Source organism: Roseburia yibonii, assembly GCF_014297335.1.
Classification (GTDB): domain Bacteria; phylum Bacillota; class Clostridia; order Lachnospirales; family Lachnospiraceae; genus Roseburia_D; species Roseburia_D yibonii.
The window spans coordinates 96,988-116,971 of sequence record NZ_JACOQH010000005.1; the positions used below are offsets into that span (position 1 = coordinate 96,988).

12 protein-coding genes are annotated in these 19,984 nt (G+C 48.3%); 1 reads left to right on the forward strand and 11 read right to left on the reverse strand.

What is annotated here, in order from left to right:
• Positions 1–5: 5 nt before the first annotated feature.
• From H8Z76_RS08375 to H8Z76_RS08385, 3 genes are all read right to left on the reverse strand, one after another.
• Complete coding sequence (locus H8Z76_RS08375; protein ID WP_022514977.1) at positions 6–878, reverse strand: 3-hydroxyacyl-CoA dehydrogenase family protein; 873 nt, start codon at positions 876–878, stop codon at positions 6–8.
• A 117-nt stretch (positions 879–995) separates the two neighbouring features.
• Positions 996–2,180 carry an acetyl-CoA C-acetyltransferase gene (locus H8Z76_RS08380; protein ID WP_186982232.1) on the reverse strand — a complete coding sequence of 395 codons (1,185 nt, stop codon included), beginning with the start codon at positions 2,178–2,180 and terminating at the stop codon, positions 996–998.
• Positions 2,181–2,470: 290 nt separating this feature from the next.
• Positions 2,471–3,694 carry a cell wall hydrolase gene (locus tag H8Z76_RS08385; protein ID WP_022514979.1) on the reverse strand — a complete coding sequence of 408 codons (1,224 nt, stop codon included), beginning with the start codon at positions 3,692–3,694 and terminating at the stop codon, positions 2,471–2,473.
• 148 nt (positions 3,695–3,842) lie between these two features.
• Between H8Z76_RS08385 and H8Z76_RS08390 the strand changes: the two genes are divergently transcribed.
• The gene (locus H8Z76_RS08390) at positions 3,843–5,039 is read left to right on the forward strand and encodes an HD-GYP domain-containing protein (protein ID WP_022514980.1); all 1,197 of its coding nucleotides are present in this window, start codon (positions 3,843–3,845) and stop codon (positions 5,037–5,039) included.
• Positions 5,040–5,127: 88 nt separating this feature from the next.
• Here H8Z76_RS08390 and carB read toward each other — a convergent pair whose 3' ends face one another.
• The 8 genes from carB to H8Z76_RS08430 all read right to left on the reverse strand — a co-directional run bounded on the left by carB (position 5,128) and on the right by H8Z76_RS08430 (position 19,951).
• Positions 5,128–8,340: a carbamoyl-phosphate synthase large subunit gene (carB, locus tag H8Z76_RS08395; protein WP_147618680.1), complete on the reverse strand. Its 3,213-nt coding sequence runs from the start codon at positions 8,338–8,340 to the stop codon at positions 5,128–5,130.
• The gene (locus H8Z76_RS08400; protein ID WP_186982233.1) at positions 8,340–9,410 is read right to left on the reverse strand and encodes a carbamoyl phosphate synthase small subunit; all 1,071 of its coding nucleotides are present in this window, start codon (positions 9,408–9,410) and stop codon (positions 8,340–8,342) included. The genes carB and H8Z76_RS08400 overlap by 1 nt, the downstream gene beginning before the upstream one ends.
• 631 nt (positions 9,411–10,041) lie before the next feature.
• Positions 10,042–12,471, reverse strand: coding sequence for a lectin like domain-containing protein (locus H8Z76_RS08405; protein ID WP_186982234.1), 2,430 nt, complete (start codon positions 12,469–12,471; stop codon positions 10,042–10,044).
• Between the two features lie 196 nt (positions 12,472–12,667).
• The gene (locus tag H8Z76_RS08410) at positions 12,668–15,187 is read right to left on the reverse strand and encodes a lectin like domain-containing protein (RefSeq protein WP_186982235.1); all 2,520 of its coding nucleotides are present in this window, start codon (positions 15,185–15,187) and stop codon (positions 12,668–12,670) included.
• Positions 15,188–15,284: 97 nt separating this feature from the next.
• Positions 15,285–16,538, reverse strand: a complete 1,254-nt coding sequence (locus tag H8Z76_RS08415; protein ID WP_022515145.1) for an ABC transporter permease — start codon at positions 16,536–16,538, stop codon at positions 15,285–15,287.
• A complete protein-coding gene (locus H8Z76_RS08420) occupies positions 16,531–17,961 on the reverse strand; it encodes an efflux RND transporter periplasmic adaptor subunit (RefSeq protein WP_186982236.1) in 1,431 nt (476 codons plus the stop codon). Before H8Z76_RS08420 ends, H8Z76_RS08415 begins: the two co-directional genes overlap by 8 nt.
• Positions 17,958–18,641: an ABC transporter ATP-binding protein gene (locus H8Z76_RS08425; protein WP_186982237.1), complete on the reverse strand. Its 684-nt coding sequence runs from the start codon at positions 18,639–18,641 to the stop codon at positions 17,958–17,960. The genes H8Z76_RS08420 and H8Z76_RS08425 overlap by 4 nt, the downstream gene beginning before the upstream one ends.
• Positions 18,638–19,951 (reverse strand): efflux RND transporter periplasmic adaptor subunit, encoded by a 1,314-nt coding sequence (locus tag H8Z76_RS08430; RefSeq protein WP_186982238.1) that lies wholly within the window; start codon positions 19,949–19,951, stop codon positions 18,638–18,640. The genes H8Z76_RS08425 and H8Z76_RS08430 overlap by 4 nt, the downstream gene beginning before the upstream one ends.
• Positions 19,952–19,984 lie beyond the last annotated feature (33 nt).

The following is a 19,984-nucleotide window of genomic DNA, read 5'->3' on the forward strand; positions in this document are numbered from 1 at the left end:
TAATATTACTGTGCGTCGATCGCTGTCTTGGTACGGTCTGCATTGTATACATAGAAACCTTTTCCACTCTTAACACCAAGGTTTCCGCCACGAACCATCTTACGGATCAGCGGGCAAGCACGATATTTGCTGTCGCCTGTTTCATTGTAAAGTACATCCATGATTGCAAGGCAGATATCAAGACCGATAAAATCACCTAATTCAAGAGGTCCCATCGGATGATTTGCGCCGAGTTTCATAGCTGCATCGATACCAGCAACATCAGAAACACCTTCCATCTTGATGAAAGCTGCTTCGTTGATCATCGGGATTAAGATACGGTTTACAACAAAACCAGCTGCTTCGTTTACCTGTACCGGAGTCTTTCCGATTTCTACGGCGATCTTCTTGATTGCTTCAACAGTCTCAGCCGGAGTATTTACACCTGCGATAACTTCAACAAGTTTCATACGGTCTGCCGGGTTGAAGAAGTGCATTCCGATCATCGGACGGGTAAGTCCGTTTCCGATCTCTGTGATAGAAAGACTGGATGTGTTGGAAGCGAAAATGCATTCCGGTTTTGCGATCTTGTCTAATTCGCTAAACGTTGTCTTCTTAACTTCCATATTTTCAAATGCAGCTTCTACGATAAGATCGCAGTCTGCACACAGATTTTCTTTTAAACCTGGAGTGATCTTTGCAACGATCGCGTCTACTGCTTCCTGGGTCATTTTTCCTTTTTCTACCAGTCTGGCATAGCCTTTTTTGATTTTTTCTTTTCCAGCGTCTGCCCACTCCTGCTTGATATCGCAAAGAGCTACTTCATAGCCTTCCACCTGGGCAAATGCTTTTGCAATACCCTGTCCCATGGTTCCTGCACCAATAATACCTACTTTCATGATATATCCTCCTTGTGAGATTAGAATTTTTTAAATAATTCCAGTGTTATTTTAACACAATATCCGGGAAGCAGTAAATACTTCCCGGGTAAATCGTTTATTTCTTTTTTGAGAAAATTAGTCTCTTTCTACGATTGTAGAGCAGCCCATTCCACCACCGATGCACAGTGTTGCAAGACCTCTCTTCGCATCTCTCTTCTGCATTTCATGTAATAAAGTAACAAGGATACGGCATCCAGATGCTCCAACCGGATGTCCAAGTGCGATCGCACCACCGTTTACGTTTACTTTAGACATATCGAATTTCAGATCTCTTGCTACTGCGATAGACTGAGCAGCGAATGCTTCGTTTGCTTCGATCAGGTCCATATCGTCGATAGAAAGACCTGTTCTTTCTAATACTTTTCTTGTAGAAGCAACCGGGCCAACACCCATGATTTCAGGTTCAACACCGCCAAGAGCGCCTGCAACCCATGTAGCCATCGGAGTAACACCGAGTTCTTTTGCTTTTTCTTCGCTCATAACAACGATTGCTGCAGCGCCGTCGTTGATACCGGAAGCGTTACCAGCTGTAACCAGTCCGCCTTCTTTGCCTGAGCAGCATTTTAATTTGGACAGGGACTCTTTTGTTGTACCAGCACGAGGTCCTTCATCCTTTGCGAACATAACTGTTTCTTTCTTAACTTTAACCGGTACCGGAACGATCTCATCGTCAAACTTGCCTTCAGCGATCGCTTTTTCGCATTTCTGCTGGCTGTTTGCTGAGAACTCATCCAGTTCTTCACGGGTAATTCCATATTTATCACATACGTTTTCTGCTGTGATCATCATATGATAGTGATTGAATGCATCAGTAAGTGCATCATTTACCATGGTATCGATGATCGTTGCATTGTTCATACGATAACCAAAACGAGCTTTTGTCATAGCATACGGAGCCATGGACATATTTTCCATACCACCGGCAACAACGATATCAGCCTGACCTGCAAGGATCTGAGCTGCTGCTTCGTTTACACATTTTAAACCGGAACCGCAGACTACGTTTAAGGTAACTGCCGGAACTTCGATCGGTAAACCTGCTTTGATGGATGCCTGACGTGCAACGTTCTGTCCCTGTGCAGCCTGGATAACACATCCCATTAATACTTCATCAACCATTTCCGGTTTTACGCCGGCTCTGTTTAATGCTTCCTTAATTACGATTGCTCCTAATTCCGGTGCCGGAGTATTGCTTAATGCTCCACCCATTTTTCCGATTGCCGTACGGCAAGCGCCTGCTAAAACAACTTTCTTTGCCATTGTCTCGTCTCCTTTTCTTCTTTGTTTGTTCAAGATTTGAAAATATAGATGTTAATTTTTTAACAATCTTTTGAAAAAAAAATAAAAACGCCTGATTTTCTGGCTCTTTTTTACATGTTTAGAATAGCATATATTTTTCCCCTTTGCAAGGTATAAAATATTTTTTTCTACGCTTTCCGCTGTTTTTGTTCATTCTATTTAATTTCTTTCGAATAAGTCAAAAAAAAGAAGGACTTTTTGTACATTGTGTCACAAATAAGCCCCTCTTATCTTTTTTTGTCCGCGTTTCATTAATAAAAGACGTGGTTTCCGATCACGCTTCCCTCGATGACTCCGTTATTCTGTCTGAAATGCAGATAGCCGTTTGTAATGTTGCCGTTTAAGACCTCCTGCGCCGCCTGGCTGCAGGATGCCGACGTAAGCCCGGATCCGAGCACCGTTGCCAGACGTCCGCTTGCCACCGGCGAAAACTGTCCGCCCTGATAGATGACGCCCGAAACGGAATTCGGGTATGCCTGGCTGCGCACGCGGTTCATGACCACGCTGCCTACCGCAAGCTGGCCTTCATAGCTCTCTCCGCCCGCTTCACAGTATATTAACGCCGCAAGCAGTGCCTGATCTCCAGCCGCCACGCTCACCGGTGCGCTGGCAGTTCCGGAATTTGCCGCTGCCGCCTTTGCCGCCGCGAGTTCTTCCTCCTGCCGCTTGATCTCTGCCAGCCTTGCCGCATCTTCCCGCGCCTTTTGTATCTCAAGCTGCTGCTCGTAAGCCTGCTGTTCCTCGATCTGTCTTTGCAGATCATCCGCAACGCTCTGCTGGTCGGAGATATTGGCGGCATACTGCGAGATGCTGGTCTGCGTATCCGCGATGACCGTAGACAGCTCGCCCTGTTTGTCGCTCATCTGCTGCTCTAAGGCGACAAGCTCTGCCTGCTCTGCCTCCAACTGTGTCTCCTGCGCCGCGATGTCTGCCTGGGTCTGCCGGTAGGAATCGAGCATCTGTCTGTCATACGCCGTGATCTCTTCCACATAATCCGCCTTATTCAGAAAATCCGAGAAGGAATCCGACTCAAACAGAAGCTGCATGAAGGTGTCGTCCCCGTTCTCATACATGAACTGGATGCGCAGCTTCATATCCTGATACTGCCGGTCCGCCCGCTGTCCCGCCTCGGTGAGCGCTGCTTTGGTGTCCTCGATCTCCTGATTTTTATTTGCGATATCGGTCTCGATCTGTTCTAAGGATGTGCTGATGTCCGAGAGCTGCTGGTTCAAGCCGCCAAGTTTTTCTTCCATCTCGCTTTTCTGCGCGTTTAAGCTGTCGATCTGGCTCTGCGCGTCCTGCATCTGTTCATTTAAACTGTTGATCTGGTTTTGCGTGTCTTCCAGTTTCTGCTGCGTATCTGTTTTTTTGCTCTTTGCCCCCGCGTAAACCGGGAGTGAGATAAGCAGTGCCGCACTTAACACACACACCGCCATTCTTTTTAATCTTTTCGTATTTAAAAGGAATCCGTGCATCGGTTCTCCTCTCTGCTTTTGGAAATTATATCTGAAACAGATTATACATTATTGTATTTCAGGTTTCAATATGCTAAAATTCTTTACATAAATGGAAAATACCATATACTACTTTTACGCAATATACAGATCAGGGAGGGTATTTATTATGCAATTTGTAGAAAGCAAAGATCTAAGACCCGGTATGCGCCTTGCGAAACCGATCTATAACAAAAACGGCGTTCTTCTCTATGAGAGGGACACAAGGCTCAGCGTCCAGGTTATCAACAACATCCAGAATTTCATGCTGATCGGCGTTTATATTCTGGAACCGGCAGAACCGCTTCCGCCGCTTTCCAAGGAAGAACTGGATTTTGAGCGTTTCCAGACCATCGCAATGTTCCAGCTTCGCAACAACGTGAATCTGTTAAAGAACGAAAAGCCGCCAAAGACGCTCGATCTTCTCGTAGAATCCATCATCCGTGATTACGGTTCCTTGGATCACAAACTGAATTTCACGCAGAATATCCGCAGTTCGGGAGATTTTGTATACAAGCACTCGATCAGCGTCGCGATCCTCGCGGCCATGATCTCCCATACACTCGGAGCTTCCGCTGCCATTCAGCGTTCGCTGGTAACCGCGGCACTGCTTTATGATTATGGATATATTTTTGTTCCGCAGGAGATCCTCGATAAAGGAGACGATCTTTCTGCTGAGGATATCAAGCTGATCCAGTCTCACCGCCTTTCCGCGTATGAGCTTTTGAACAGCCTGTCCTCCTCCTTTGTGTTTCCGGACAAAGCCCTGGCATACATCTCACAGATGGTGCGCTATGATATCCACCCGAATCTTAACAGTCTCGCCGGTGACGCGCGCATCGCATGGCTCGACGGCACCAAGATCTTGCAGGTTGCGGATGCGTTTGACCGTATGACCGCCATGCACTTAAACGGCGATCCGGTTTCTGAATTTCAAGCGATCCGCACGATCGCAGGACAGACAGAAGCCTATGACCAGGATGTTGTAAAAGCGCTTGCCGAGAGCATCCACATCCTTCCTCCGGGAAGCTGTGTCGATCTCACCAACGGCAAAAAGGCTCTGGTCATCGACGATTCCAAGGGTGATTTTTCTCATCCGCTGCTGCTTCTGTTCTCCGACAATTCACTGTATGATCTGAATGCGACCGGTTCCCGCAGTCCTTTCCAGATCCGTGATGTCATGAAGACCATGGACAACCGTATCGTCATGGACGAGGATACTTTAAAACAGTTTATCGCGGACGAACCGCTTAAAGCTACCGCAGAACGCTTCCGCAAAAAGAAACGCAGAAAAATGCTCCGTGAGAAAGCGCACGGTCAGTCATAAATCTTATATCAAAAACACCCGGGTCTCACGGTCCGGGTGTTTTTTTATTGATGACCGGGGCTTTTACGAGCCCCGATTTTATTTATTTTTAGTTGCTGCCCTGGTCTTTTACCTTTGCGATATCGACCAGTGTCAGCGTATCTTCCGCATTTTCCAGGCTGGTTGCAAGCGCGTTTGCCGTATCCATTGCTGTGATGACATTCACGCCTGTCTCGATCGCGTTACGGCGGATCAGAAAACCATCTCTGGATTTGTCACGTCCCTGAGTCGGTGTATCAATGACCAGATCGATCTTGTGTCCTAAGATCAGATCCATGACATTCGGAGATTCCTGGGAGATCTTGTTAACGCGGAGCGCATCCACACCTTTTTCCTGTAAGAATTTCGCGGTGCTTCTGGTCGCGTAGATCTTATAGCCCAGTTTTTCAAAACGTTTTGCGACTTCTGCCGCTTCCGGCTTGTCGGCATCTTTTACAGTGATGATCATCTGCTTGTACTTCGGCAGCTTGACACCAGCACCCAGGAATGCCTTATAGAGTGCTTCATTAAAGTTCTTTGCGATTCCAAGGCACTCACCGGTTGATTTCATTTCCGGTCCAAGACTGATCTCAGCACCACGGATCTTCTCGAAGGAGAATACCGGCATCTTGATCGCAAAATAATCTGCCGCCGGCTGAAGTCCCGGTTCATAACCAAGGTCACGGATCTTCTTTCCGATGATGACTTCTGTCGCAAGGTCAACGATCGGGATTCCGGTTACTTTGCTGATGTACGGAACGGTTCTGGAAGAACGCGGGTTTACTTCGATCACATACACTTCTTCGCCCATGGCGATGAACTGGATGTTGATCAGTCCGATGACATGCAGCGCTTTCGCCAGTCTTCTGGAGTATTCCGCGATCGTCTCTTTTACCGTATCGCTGATCGTAGGCGCCGGATATACGGAGATACTGTCTCCGGAGTGGACACCGGTACGCTCGATATGCTCCATGATACCAGGGATCAGGATATCGGTTCCGTCACACACGGCGTCAACCTCGATCTCTTTTCCCTGTAAGTATTTATCAACGAGGATCGGGTGATCCTGCTCATAGCGGTTGATGACCGCCATAAATTCTTCAATCTCTTCATCTGAGAACGCGATCTGCATACCCTGTCCGCCAAGTACATAGGACGGACGCACCAGTACCGGATAGCCCAGACGGTTTGCGACTGCCTTTGCCTCCTCGGCTGTGTAGACGGTTCCACCTGCTGCTCTCGGGATTCCGGTCTGCTCAAGGATCTCATCAAATAGCTCTCTGTCTTCTGCCGCATCGACATCTTCTGCCTTGGTACCAAGGATCGGCACACCCATTTTCATCAGGCTTTCGGTCAGCTTGATCGCAGTCTGTCCACCGAACTGAACGACTGCTCCATCCGGGTGCTCCACGTTTACGATATTCTCCACATCTTCCGGTGTAAGCGGCTCAAAATAGAGCTTGTCCGCAATATCAAAGTCGGTACTTACGGTCTCCGGGTTGTTGTTGATGATAATGGTCTCATATCCTTCTTTCGCAAACGCCCAGGTCGCGTGTACGGAGCAGAAGTCGAACTCGATACCCTGTCCGATACGGATCGGGCCGGAACCAAGTACCAGTACCTTTTTCTTCGGGTTTGTCTTTATGACTTCATCCTCGCTGCCAAAGCAGGAATAATAGTACGGTGTGGTCGCTTCAAATTCTGCCGCACAGGTATCTACCATCTTGAACGCTGCGGTGATACCGTTTCTGTAACGCATCTCTTTGATATCTTCTTCGGATTTTCCGGTCAGTTCCGCGATCACTTTGTCCGGGAACTCAATGCGTTTTGCTTCTTTTAAGAGCTCTACGGTGAGCGGCTCGTTCTTTAACGCTGCTTCCATCTCAACGATGATCGCAAGCTTATCGATAAACCATTCATCGATCTTTGTGATCTCATGGATTTTTTTGTAATCCACTTTTCTGCGCAGTGCTTCCGCGATCACCCAGATTCTGCGGTCATCTACCACATGAAGCTGTTTTTCCAGTTCTTCATCGGAGAGTCCGGTAAAATCATAGGACATCAGGCTGTCCACATGCTGCTCCAAGGAGCGGATCGCTTTCATCAGCGCGCCTTCAAAGTTGGTGCAGATACTCATGACCTCACCGGTCGCTTTCATCTGTGTGGTCAGAGTACGTTTTGCCGTGATAAATTTATCGAACGGAAGTCTCGGGATCTTGACTACGCAGTAATCAAGCATCGGCTCAAAGCTTGCGTAAGTCTTTCCGGTGATCGCGTTCTTGATCTCGTCCAAGGTATAACCGAGCGCGATCTTTGCGGCAACCTTTGCGATCGGATATCCGGTCGCTTTGGATGCAAGCGCGGAAGAACGGCTGACACGCGGATTCACTTCGATTACGCAGTACTCGAAGGACTCCGGATTGAGTGCGTACTGTACGTTACATCCACCGGTGATATTTAACTCGGAAATGATCTTTAACGCGGATGTACGGAGCATCTGATACTCTTTGTCGCCCAGCGTCTGGGACGGAGCAACTACGATACTGTCTCCGGTATGTACACCGACCGGATCGATATTTTCCATATTACATACGGTGATGCAGTTTCCTGCGGCATCACGCATTACTTCGTACTCGATCTCTTTCCAGCCCGCGATGCAGCGCTCTACCAGTACTTCTCCGACACGGCTCAAACGCAGTCCGTTGGAAAGGATGTCGATCAGTTCATTCTCATCATGCGCGATTCCGCCGCCGCTTCCGCCAAGTGTGTAGGCCGGACGCAGTACGACCGGATAACCGATGGTGTTGGTGAACTTAATACCGTCTTCCACATTGTGTACGACCAGGGAAGCCGCTACCGGCTCATTTAATTTTTCCATGGTATCCTTGAATGCCTGACGGTCTTCCGCACGGTAGATCGTCTCTGCCGTCGTACCGATCAGCTTCACGCCATGTTCTGCGAGGAATCCGCTCTCCGCAAGCTCCATACCAAGGTTCAGGCCAGCCTGTCCGCCGAGAGTCGGGAGCACACTGTCCGGTTTTTCTTTTAAGATGATCTGCTTTAATACTTCAACGGTAAGAGGCTCGATATAAACCTGATCCGCGATGTTTTTGTCGGTCATGATCGTAGCCGGGTTTGAGTTTACCAGACACACTTCCACGCCTTCTTCTTTTAAGGAGCGGCATGCCTGTGTTCCTGCATAGTCAAACTCCGCTGCCTGTCCGATTACGATAGGACCTGAACCAATTACTAATACTTTTTTGATCTCTTTATTTCTTGGCATTATTTCGCTCCTCCCATCATTTCAATAAACCGGTCAAACAGATAGCCGGAATCCTGCGGTCCCGGACACGCTTCCGGATGAAACTGCACGGTAAAAATATTTTTTCCGATGTACTTTAATCCTTCGTTCGTTCCGTCATTTACATTTACAAAAGCAGGCTCTGCGATATTTTTATCGAGTGTATTCGTATCCACCACATAGCCATGGTTCTGTGAGGAAATATAGACACGACCGGTCGCGAGATCCTTGACCGGATGATTTCCGCCTCTGTGTCCGTATTTCATCTTGTGTGTGTCAGCTCCGGTTGCAAGCGCCATCAGCTGATGTCCGAGACAGATCGCGAAGATCGGCGTATCCGAATCATATAATTTTTTGATCTCTTTTATGATGTCCGCACAGTCCTTTGGATCTCCAGGTCCATTGCTGAGCATGATGCCGTCCGGATCTGCCGCAAGGATCTCCTCTGCGGAAGTATGTGCCGGATAGATCGTCACTTCACAGCCTCTCTCATTTAAAGAACGGGCAATATTTTCTTTCGCGCCAAAATCCATCAACGCAACTTTCTTTCCTTTTCCTTCTAATACTCTCTTTTCCGTACAGGTGACCTTGTCTACCACATTTCCGGTCCTGTATTCTTTTAAACGGGGAATAATCTCATCTACATTATAATTTTCATTTGTGGTGATCATACCGTTCATGGTTCCCTTTTCACGCAGGATCTTGGTCAGCGCTCTGGTATCGATGCCTGCGATCCCCGGTATGTCGTGTTTGGTAAGGAAATCCTGGACCGTGCCTTCGCAGCGGAAGTTGCTCGGCATTCTGGATAACTCCCTCACAATATAGCCATCCGGCCACGGACGTCCTGACTCCATATCCGGTGTGATACCATAATTTCCGATCAGCGGATAAGTCATGACAACTGCCTGTCCCGCATAGGACGGATCGGTCAGAACCTCCAGATAGCCCGTCATGGATGTGTTAAACACGATCTCACTTATGACTTCTTTTGTGGAACCGATGCTGGTTCCGGTAAATACATTCCCATCTTCGAGTATAAGAAAAGCCTTCATTCGTTTACCTGTCCTTTCTAATTTTTCTCAAAAAAAAAGAGGTAAAATCTCTTTTTCATCGATCACTTTTCCGTATAAAGGTAGTGCAGGACAGGCGAAAAACCATAGTCCTGCTTTTTATACCTAAATTGTAAAAAGTGTATCATATCCGACCTTTTTTTTCAACCTTTTTAGGGAACAAAATCTACCGAGATTTTTTTTAATTGTATGTGAAATTTTATTCACTTTGCCAGTCCGCACCGGTCTCCGGGAACGCCAGTGTGACTTTAAAGAGATCTCCATCCACATCCAGTTGGAACGCTCCGCCCATAAGTTCAGTCAGATTGCCCGCGATCGAAAGTCCGAGGTGTTGCGGAAGATCAGGCAGGCCTTGTCATCCCTCCGCTCCAGGTTCAGATATACCCGGGTGCCCGGCTGTGCATATTTATAAATATTGTTGAGTAAATTATCAAAAACGTGCCACAGATGCCTGTTCGATCCGCCCCATATAATTGATTATTGTAGAGAAAAACTGTTTAAAAACCAACCGGGAAAATGTTTAAGGTTTGTTTTAGACAAAAAAGCTGTACGACGCCTGTGAATCCAGGTCATGCATACAGCTTTCTTTTTTTGTTTGATTTTTCACCGGAACTTACTGCACCGGAAACTGCCCGAGGTAATGTCCGTCCGTGGTATCCATACTGTAATAGTAGACACCGTCAGAGATCAGTCCTCTTGCCACCATTCCGTTCCAGTGATAGAACACGACTCTGCCATACGGATCATAGGAAAATCCGGTTGTGATCAGAGTTCCGTCACTGTTTGCAAATCCGTAGTCCAAACCATTTGCAAACCGGAACCAGCCGCTTTGTTCCATCGCGCCGTTTGCGTTTAAGTAGTATACGCTGTTTCCGACAAACGTGATCTGATCCTTATAGAGATAACCCTGGGAATCAAAGTAGCAGGTATATCCCACACTCGGACAGTACTGGAAGTTCGTAAACACTTCGTGCCCTTCCGTGTCAAGATAGATGATGTGCTCGCCGTCCGGATGATAGGTCAGGCGGTCTTTCATCGGGGTTCCGTCCGCCTGCATGTAATAGGTGTAACTTCCGTCAAAGACAAACCGGTTGATCAAAAGCGTGTTATTGCTGTCATAGCATCTGAGCTTTCCGTCGCTTCCCCGATAAAATGAGATCCTGTTATAAGTTGTCACCAATGTACCCGATGGTGTCTCCGGTTCCGATGGCGTTACCTGCGTCTGTTTCCAGTGCGCGTACAGCGTCTGATCCGCAGAAATGGAAACGACCGAATCCTCCTTTATCCGGGTTCCCGCGCTCGCATCGGTGTACCATCCGAGAAATTCATAACCATCTCTGGCCGGCGTCGGAAGCGTTCCGTAGGTCTTTCCCTTTGTCACGACCACAGAAGATGTAGCTACATTTCCGCCGTTTGCATCAAAATGTACCGTATATGTGCTAACTGGCGTATGTGCAGCATCCACTGTGTACGCTTTGATGCGGAAATTTGCATTATCACTGGCGCCATAATCATTCCATGTCAACTTACTCCAATCACTTGCCCATCCCCACAAAAAGCTCTGTCCATCTTTAGCACTGGCCACACAGTGAACAGATTTTCTAAATTCCCCATCAAAATCGCTCTCGCTGCGTTCCATTTGAAGTCCAACTGATTGTCCGTCTTTTTTTACTTTTACAATTACAGAAAACGTATCTCCCTTCTTTAAGTCTACTTCCTGATTTAGCTTTACCGTATAAGCTCCTGCAAAACTGGTAGTTCCTGTCGTTGTCGCTTCAGAAATCTTCGTCCCACTTTCCGGATTTTTAGGATCTGTTAAATTTTTATAAATATTAACTGTATAAGTAACTTCTGAAGTAGTTGGCACAAACGATACTGCTTTTAATTTTTCTCCATTTTCCGCCTTTGATGTAAATACATTTGCAGCAGCAAATTCATTGCTCTGACTGAGGTTTGATGACAATATGCTTCCATCATACTGGTAATTATGGTCATAATTATCCGCAGGCTCTGCCAGGAATACATATGCAGCATTGCTTAAGGACGCGTCTGCATAGGACATCCAGAAATATCCGTTCCGGCTCATATCATCACTGCCCCAGCTGTTTCGGATCAGCCATGCGCCATCAGCAGACGGCTGGTCGGAACTGTCACTGCCAAAATTGGTCCTGGAAAAAGCATCATCCCATCCAACGATCGTGACCGCATGTCCGTCTCCACTCGTCGTATTGTTATAGTACGCATTCGTGGAGTAGGAATAGGCCAACAATCGGTCGAGATAACTCACTCCGACCGCGCCGTACTCCATGATCGCCTTTTTCACCTCCTGCGGATCTGTCTTGATATTGATCCTGTAATAGTTCTGCAGGTGCGCGACATCATAGCTGTATTCATAAGACGCATCCAGACCACTGCTCAATGTCGCTGCGGCTTTACTGTACGGAACCGCCGTTTCATCCGCAGCACCGATCCAGTTCATCATCGATACCACTGAAAAATTATAATTTCCACCGAGATTCAGATAGTTCGGATACGCATCCGAAACACAGGACACAGAATCCCCTTCTGTGCCGCCAAGCGGGTCTGTGCTGCTGTGATAGGTAAAGTACGCAAGCTGAAGCTCCGACAGATCTTCTGAGGTCTGATAGCTGCGCAGCAGGCTCAACTCCGATGACGCGAGAGACGCAAATGCCCAGCAGGTTCCATAGGGATTCTGGTTACGCACCGCCGGCAGTGTATATCCTCCGGTAAATCCGGATGCTTTCGGATTGTATACCGAGGGAACCTCGGCATCCCTTAAAAGCGCTTCCGACCCGTCCTCCTCCGAAAGCGACGGCACGTCCATATCATCCGTCGTCCTGAGGTATCCACCGGCCGCTTCTGTCTCCTCTTCATTTTCCGACACGGTTTCCCCGTCATCGATCAGGGTGACATCTGTCACAGTCAGTTCATCACTGTCCGTGGTATCCGCCCAAAGCGTCATCGGAATCATCCCGGAAATGAAAAACGCCGCCAAAGCACCGGTCAGCCATTTTTTTCGCATACATTATCCTCCTTTGTAATACAGTCACATTTTTATGCTCATTATACCATAAACGCCGTTTCTTTTCCATCGCTATTTCAGCCTATTCCCGCCAAAAAGCGCAAAAAAGCCGCATGCCCCGCCCGCAATCCTGCGAACAACAGCATACAGCTTTCTGCTTTTTATTTCTATTTCATTCTTTCGGTATTACCGGTAATTACTGTACCGGGAACTGTCCAAGATAATGACCGTCTGTGGTATCCATATTGTAATAATAGGTTCCGTCAGAGATCAGTCCTCTTGCCACCATTCCGTTCCAGTGGTAGAATACAACTCTTCCGTAAGGATCACTGGAAAATCCGGTTGTGATCAGTGTTCCGTTCGAATTTGCGTATCCATAGTCCACACCGTTCGCGAACTGGAACCAGCCTCCCTGCTCCATCGCGCCGTTTGCGTTCAGATAGTATACGCTGTTTCCGACAAATGTGATCTGATCCTTATAGAGATAACCCTGGGAATCGAAGTAGCAGGTATATCCCACACTCGGGCAGTACTGGAAGTTCGTGAATACCTCATGTCCTTCCGTGTCAAAGTAGATGATATGCTCTCCGTCCGGATGGTAAGTCAGACGGTCTTTCATCGATGTTCCGTCCGCCTGCATATAGTAGGTATAACTTCCGTCAAAAGCAAACTGGTTTGTCACCAGCTGATTTTTTTCATTGTAGCAGCGTGTTTTTCCATCGCTTCCCTTGATAAAGGTCTTTCCGCCATAGCTTCCCACCTGTGTACCGTAAGTCTTCCAGTGCGCGTACAGCGTCTGGTTTGCTTTGATCGTTACGGTCGTTCCTGATTTTATCTGCGTTCCGCTATTCGGATCTGTGAACCAGCCGAGGAACTGGCTGTTTGATTTGGTCGGCGTCGGCAGTGTTCCGTATACCTCCCCAGATACTACCGTTTTGGATGCCGTACCCACAGAACCACCGTTCGCGTTAAACGTAACTTTGTAAGTAGCCGGTGTGATATTGCTTGTATATGCCTTGATTCTGAAGTTCTTATTGTGGTTTACACCATAATCAACCCATCTTGTTCCGGATTTAAAGAAACTCTGTCCCTTCTTCGCAGTTGCCACACACTTGATCGAATTCCATAAGGTTGTGCTCTGTTCTGCCTGAACCGATATACTCTCTCCTGACTTTTCCAGTTCAACGATCGTTGCGAACGTTGTCCCCTTCTTTAAAACTACGCTCTTATTCAACTTGACCGTATACGCTCCCGCATAGGAAGTCGTTCCTGTTGTCGTCGCCGATGATATCAAAGTTCCGCTTTCCGGATTGGACGCGTCTTTGAGATCTTTGTATACACGGATCTTATAATTGACTTTGGAATTCTCCGGCAATACAAAAGATACCGCCTTTAATTCCTCATACGCATTTGAATTCGCCTGAAATACGTTCGCCGCTACCATTTTACCGCCCGAAGCCATATTGATATTGACAGACGCGATACTTCCGTCGTACTGGTAGTTATGTCCATAGTTGTTTGCCGGCTCTGTCAAAAATACATATGCCGCATTCTTTAAAGATGTATCCTCATAGGACATCCAGAAATATCCGTACTTGCTCATGTTATCTTTGCCCCAGCTGTTACGGATCAGCCAGGCACCGTTTCTCGACGGCTGCTTTTTAAAATTGGTCTTTGAAAAATTGTCATCCCATCCTACGATAGAGATCGCGTGATTCGTATAGGCGGATGAATAATTGTAGTACGCATTGGTACTTGAGTTGTAGTAGCTGTCGCTGTGATAATAACTTGCCGCAACCGCTCCGTAGGTCATGATCGCCTTTTTCGCACCATTGGGGTTGGTCTTTATATCGATCAGATAATACCCCTGCACATGTGCAGTATCCTTATTATATTCATACCCGCTGCTCAGTCCGTTGCTTAAGGTGCTGCTCGCCTTGCTGTACGGAACTGTGGATTCATCCGCAGCCCCTCTCCAGTTCATCAGAGATACTGTGGAATAGATATAGTTTCCACCACGATCCAGATAATTCTCCGACGCATTAGACAGATAGCTTACCGAATCCCCGGCAGTTCCACCAACCGGATCCTTGCCTCCGTGATAGGTAAAATACGCAAGCTGAAGCTCGGAAAGATCCTTTGACACATTATATTTGCGCGCCAGACTCATTTCCGCCGAAGCAAGCGAACCAAATGTCCAGCAGGTTCCATACGGATTCTGGTTGCGCACTGCCGGAAGTTTATATCCTCCGGTAAATCCCGAAGCTTTCGGATTGTAGGTCGCCGGGATCGAAGATGCCGTCAGCGCCTCATTTTCCAGTTCCACATCATCCATAAGCGGTACATCGGTATCTTCCGGTGCCTCAACATAACCACCGTAGATATCCTGTCCATCCTCGGTCTGTCCGATCACTTCTTCCTGGAACACAGTACCTTCCGGCACACCGGATTCTGTTTCAATCACATCTCCCTCCGGCGCGTCCATAATAATATCTGTTTCCTCGTCTGTTCCGTCCTCTGCCGCAAACAGTTCTTCCCCTGCTTCCGCCTCCGGGAGCGCCATGTCATCCTCTGCTTCTGCTTCTGCCTCCGCTTCTGTCTCCTCGACAACGATCTGTTCACTCTCTGCCTGAAAAGGCTCTGCAAACAGTGTGGTTGGAGTGGAAGCAAACAGCATACCGACTGTCAGTATACCAGCTAGCCATTTTTTCTTCATTTTCTGATAACTCCTCCTCTTTTCGTGTTTGGTTTGCCTGTCCATTATAATATAATGCACTTTTTATTTCCATTATTTTCTGTTTTTTATCTTTCCGCTATTCATGCCGCAGCGCTTCGATCGGATCCAGATTTGCCGCTTTATACGACGGCAGCATCCCAAACAGGATTCCGATCACCATGGAAAAAAGCACTGCTCCCACGGCCGCCGGAGCACTGATGGCAACCGGTGTCTCGCTCACTTTTGCGATGATCTCGGCAAGCGCGATCCCGACTGCGACACCGATGAGTCCGCCGAAACTCGTGAGCACCGCCGCCTCGGTCAGAAACTGCGCCAGGATCTTTCCTTTTCTTGCCCCGATCGCTTTCTTTAACCCGATCTCCTGCGTGCGCTCCGTCACCGACACGAGCATGATGTTCATAACGCCGATACCGCCGACCAGAAGGGAGATCCCCGCGATCCAGATCAACATTGTGTTGGTGGACGCGCTGAGTTCCTGGATCTGTTTTGCCTGCTCTAAGAGATCCTCCGCCTTATACTGGATCGTATCGTCGGAAACGCTTAAGTGGTCGTTTAAAATTCCGGCGCATTCCTTTCCGACCACAGTCATATCATCCGTGCTTTCCACCTTCACGATCAGATTCTGCGGTTCATCATACTGATAAATGATCGGCCAGGTCGTATCCGGTATGTAGACTTTTCCACTGCTGTCTTCCGCGTAAGTGTAATAGTCATCGATGCTGTTTATGACCGGCTCAAACGTCTTTTGCGCAACTATGATCCCCACGACCAGATACGGTTCCCCCTGAATCTCGATCGTCTTTCCGACCGCGTCCTCTCCCTGAAACAGCGCCTCACTCGAATTTTCATCGAGCAGCGCCACTTTATGGTAATTCTCATAGTCAGAGGTATCAAATCCCCGTCCCTCCCGCAGAATATAACCGCAGGTGGCAAGATAATTCTGATCGATCCCCATCACATATCCGCCGGACAGTGAATTTTCAAGATAATATACTCCGTCATAATCCTGACGGCTCAGATAAACCGACGCGTTTTTCACCCTGTCTGCCTGCCGGATCTCTTCTAACTCCTCTTGCCCGATGACCGGTACCCCGGCCGGCAGCTCGGAATAACTCATGTCATAGGGATAATCGCCCTGATAGAGCTGGATGCTCACCGTATTCTGCCCGGATCCGATCAGATTTTCCTTGATCTGCTCATTTGTCCCCTTAATTGTGGAAACAATCGCGATAATTGCCGCAATTCCGATAATAATGCCGAGCATCGTTAAAAAGGAGCGCATTTTGTGTGACCAGATGCCTTTAAACGAAAGCCGGATATTCTCAAACATTCGCACTCCTCCTCTCTGTCATCCCATAATAGGTGGTGTCTGCCTGCTTGGTACGAACGCCTTCCTTTGCTGTTTTCCCATAGGGAAAGGCAATATAATCGTCCGCCGTAATACCGGATCTGATCTCTATGGCACTTCCATATACCGTCTTTCCGGTCTTTACATACTGCTTTTTGAGCCGTCCGTCCCCGTCTTCTTTTAAAACATAATACTTTCCGTTTTCTTTTCTGACATAGGCTTTTTGCAGATAGATCGCGCCTGTGGACACATCCTGATCTCCCTGGATCGTGATGTCCACGGCTTCTCCATTTGTCAGGGCTCCCGCATCCTCAATGTACGCGGTAAACTCATAATAGGAACTGTTTGGATTGCCGGAACCGTAGTATCCACCGTCGGACGGGTATTCCGCGATCTCCGTGATCGTTGCGTCACACATGGCATTGCTCTGCCAGGAAGTCAGTGAGACCGGTGTGCCCGGTGTCACCTGATCTAACAAAAGCTCGCCGATCTGCCCTTTGACATACAGTCCGTCCGATCCTGTGACCACAAGGAATGCGCTGCCGTCACCGGGCAGATTGTCCACATCCTGAAGCGTCTTTACCACACCGTTTATGGACGCGTATACCGTTGCGTCCTCCGCCTGTTTTTTTAATTTGGTCAGCTCCAGCTGCGCCGTGCGCAGGCTTACATCCAGATCCCTTAGTTTATTCTTGGTCGTTAAGATCTCCCTTGCCAGTTCTTCCTTTGTATAGCCGATCTCCACCTCCGTGTCCTCTTCGGGCTCTTCCTCAGGCTGTACCGGTTCCTCGGTAACTTCCGGTTCGATCACATTTTCCCAGGCTTCATCGGTCTCAAGATCCGCCGCGTCATATGCATCGCTGATCTCATTCGGATTTCCGGACTGCTGACTGTCCTCCTGCTGCTGAAAAAGCCAGTCCTCCCGGTCGTCCTCCGGCGTCACATCTGCTGTCGTTTCCTCTTCGGTATCCTCCTCGATCCATGGTTCTTCCGGCTTTTCCTCGATCGGCGTCATATTTTGCAACCTGTTTAACGCCCGTTCCGCGATCGCTGTATTATTCTGAATCGTCTCTATATCCAGTTCTTTCATCTGGATCTCATACTGTATGGAAGTCTCATCGTATTTTAACAGGGGATCTCCGACCGACACGGTCTGACCTTCTTCCACATAAACTTCCTCCACCTGCTGTTCATTGTTTAGATAGATCTGCTGCACAACATCATTGGTGACCACACCGGAGCACTCCATGTCCGAACCCCAGTATCCCCAGTCCAAAGACGCAACCGACCAGACTTCTGCTTCCGTATGTTTGTCCCGGTAATTTTTATAGCCGGCATATCCGCCCGCGCCTCCGCCGCCAAGGATCGCCGCAGTGAGCAAAAAGACAAGAATTTTCTTTTTCATGAAGCATCCTCCTTCTCTTTTAAGATCTCACCGTCCACAATGCGGAGTGTTCGCTTCGCATGCGCCGCGATCTTCTCATCGTGGGTGATCATAACAATCGTAACGCCTTCTTCATTCAGTTTCCGGAACAGATCCATGATCTGCGCGCCCGATTTTGAATCCAGCGCCCCGGTCGGTTCATCCGCCAAAAGGATCTTTGGGTTATTGACCATGGCCCGCGCGATCGCGACACGCTGTTTCTGTCCACCGGAAAGCTGCGTCGGCTTAAATGTGACACGATCCGAAAGCCCGACACGATCCAGCGCTTTCTTTGCCGCCTCACGCCTTGCCCGCTTCCCGACTCCCGCATAGGAAAGCGGAAGTGCCACATTTTCCAGTGCGGTTTCTCTCGGCATCAGATGAAAGCTCTGAAACACAAAGCCAATGCTGTTTAATCTGAGATCGGATAACGTACGGTCTTTTAACCCGAGTACATTCTGCCCGTCCAGTTCATAGCTTCCGGAAGTCGGATGATCCAGACAGCCAATGATGTTCATCAATGTGGTCTTTCCGGATCCGGATGGGCCCATGATCGCCACATATTCGCCCTTGTCCACCTGAAGAGATACATCCTTAAGCACCGGTATCACCAGCTTATCCTGCGTATAGTCCTTAAAAATATGTCTGAGGTCAAGGATCATGGCGCCACCTCCCCATATTCCGTATCATACATGCTCTCCATATCGTAACTCTCGGTTCCGTACATACTTTCCATGTCATAGCTCTCGGTTCCGTACATATCGGCATAAAGCGGCGAACTGTAATCCACCAGGGCTTCATCATCAACTGCTTCCACTCCCTCATACAGACCGGGCATCGGATACGCGATCCGGTCTGTCTCCTCAAGCCCGGAAACGATCTGGTATTCATCGAGGTTCTCATCATACTCCCCGGTTTCCACCTGACATTTTTTCAGTCTTCCATCGGCATCCGCCGCCCATACATAAGGCGTCTCTTCCTCAAACACCAGATAACTGCCATAAAGCCAGATCCCCTCTTTGACCTCCTGCTGTCCGAAATCCGGTTCTATATATACATGCTGTCCGAGCATCAGTCCGTCCGCCGAATCCAACGTCACATAAAACGGATAACTGGATGACTGCTGCATCGAATCGCTACTGCTGCTGTAAAACATCGAAGAGTCCGAATCTGTCTGTGTGCTCTCCGTATCGATCTTTACAACTATTCCCCGCCAGATCAGGCTCTCATCTACTCTGGAATGGACGATGACCGCCTGTCCTTCACTGATACCGCCGATATTCTGTTCATTGACCTTTCCTTTGATCTGAAATTCCCCGGTCGCAAGGATCGTCATGTACGCGCCGCCCGATCCCGTATCATCATTCCCGGCGGTGTTTATGTTCTTCACGACACCCGGTATCTTGCTTTTGATCACGGAATCACTGATCGAGGTATTGATCTTGTCGATCCCCGCTTTCTTACTCGCAAGCTCATACTGCGACTGACGGATCGAAGTCTGTACCGTCTGTATCTGTGTCGTGTAATCAAACCTCGCGTCATCGGTCGTCGCTTTATCCCGCTCGTTTGTAAGCGCTGTGATCTGTTCGGTGTAGGTCGTGATCTGATTGTTTATATTTTCGATCTCAAGCTCCGCCTGCTGAAGTTCCAGCTTCAGATCCGAGGTATCGTAGGAAAATAACGGTGTTCCTTCTTCCACCTCATCGCCCTCCTCCACATACACCTCAAGAAGCTTTCTGCTTGTATCCAGATTCACTTCCCAGGTATCCTGCGGTTCAACCACACCGGAATACCGGTTGTTTGCGCCGGTCGCCGTCTGCATGATCTTTGCTACCGACTCCACATATACCTTGTCCTCACTGCTCTTTGCCGCGTTTTTGTAAAACTTTCCGTAAAGGTACCAGCCGCCCGCACCGACTGCCGCGAGCACTGCCACTGTCCCAAGAATGACCCCGATCTTCTTTTTCCTCATCTCTTCTCCTTTTCTATTTCAGATAATCTTCTC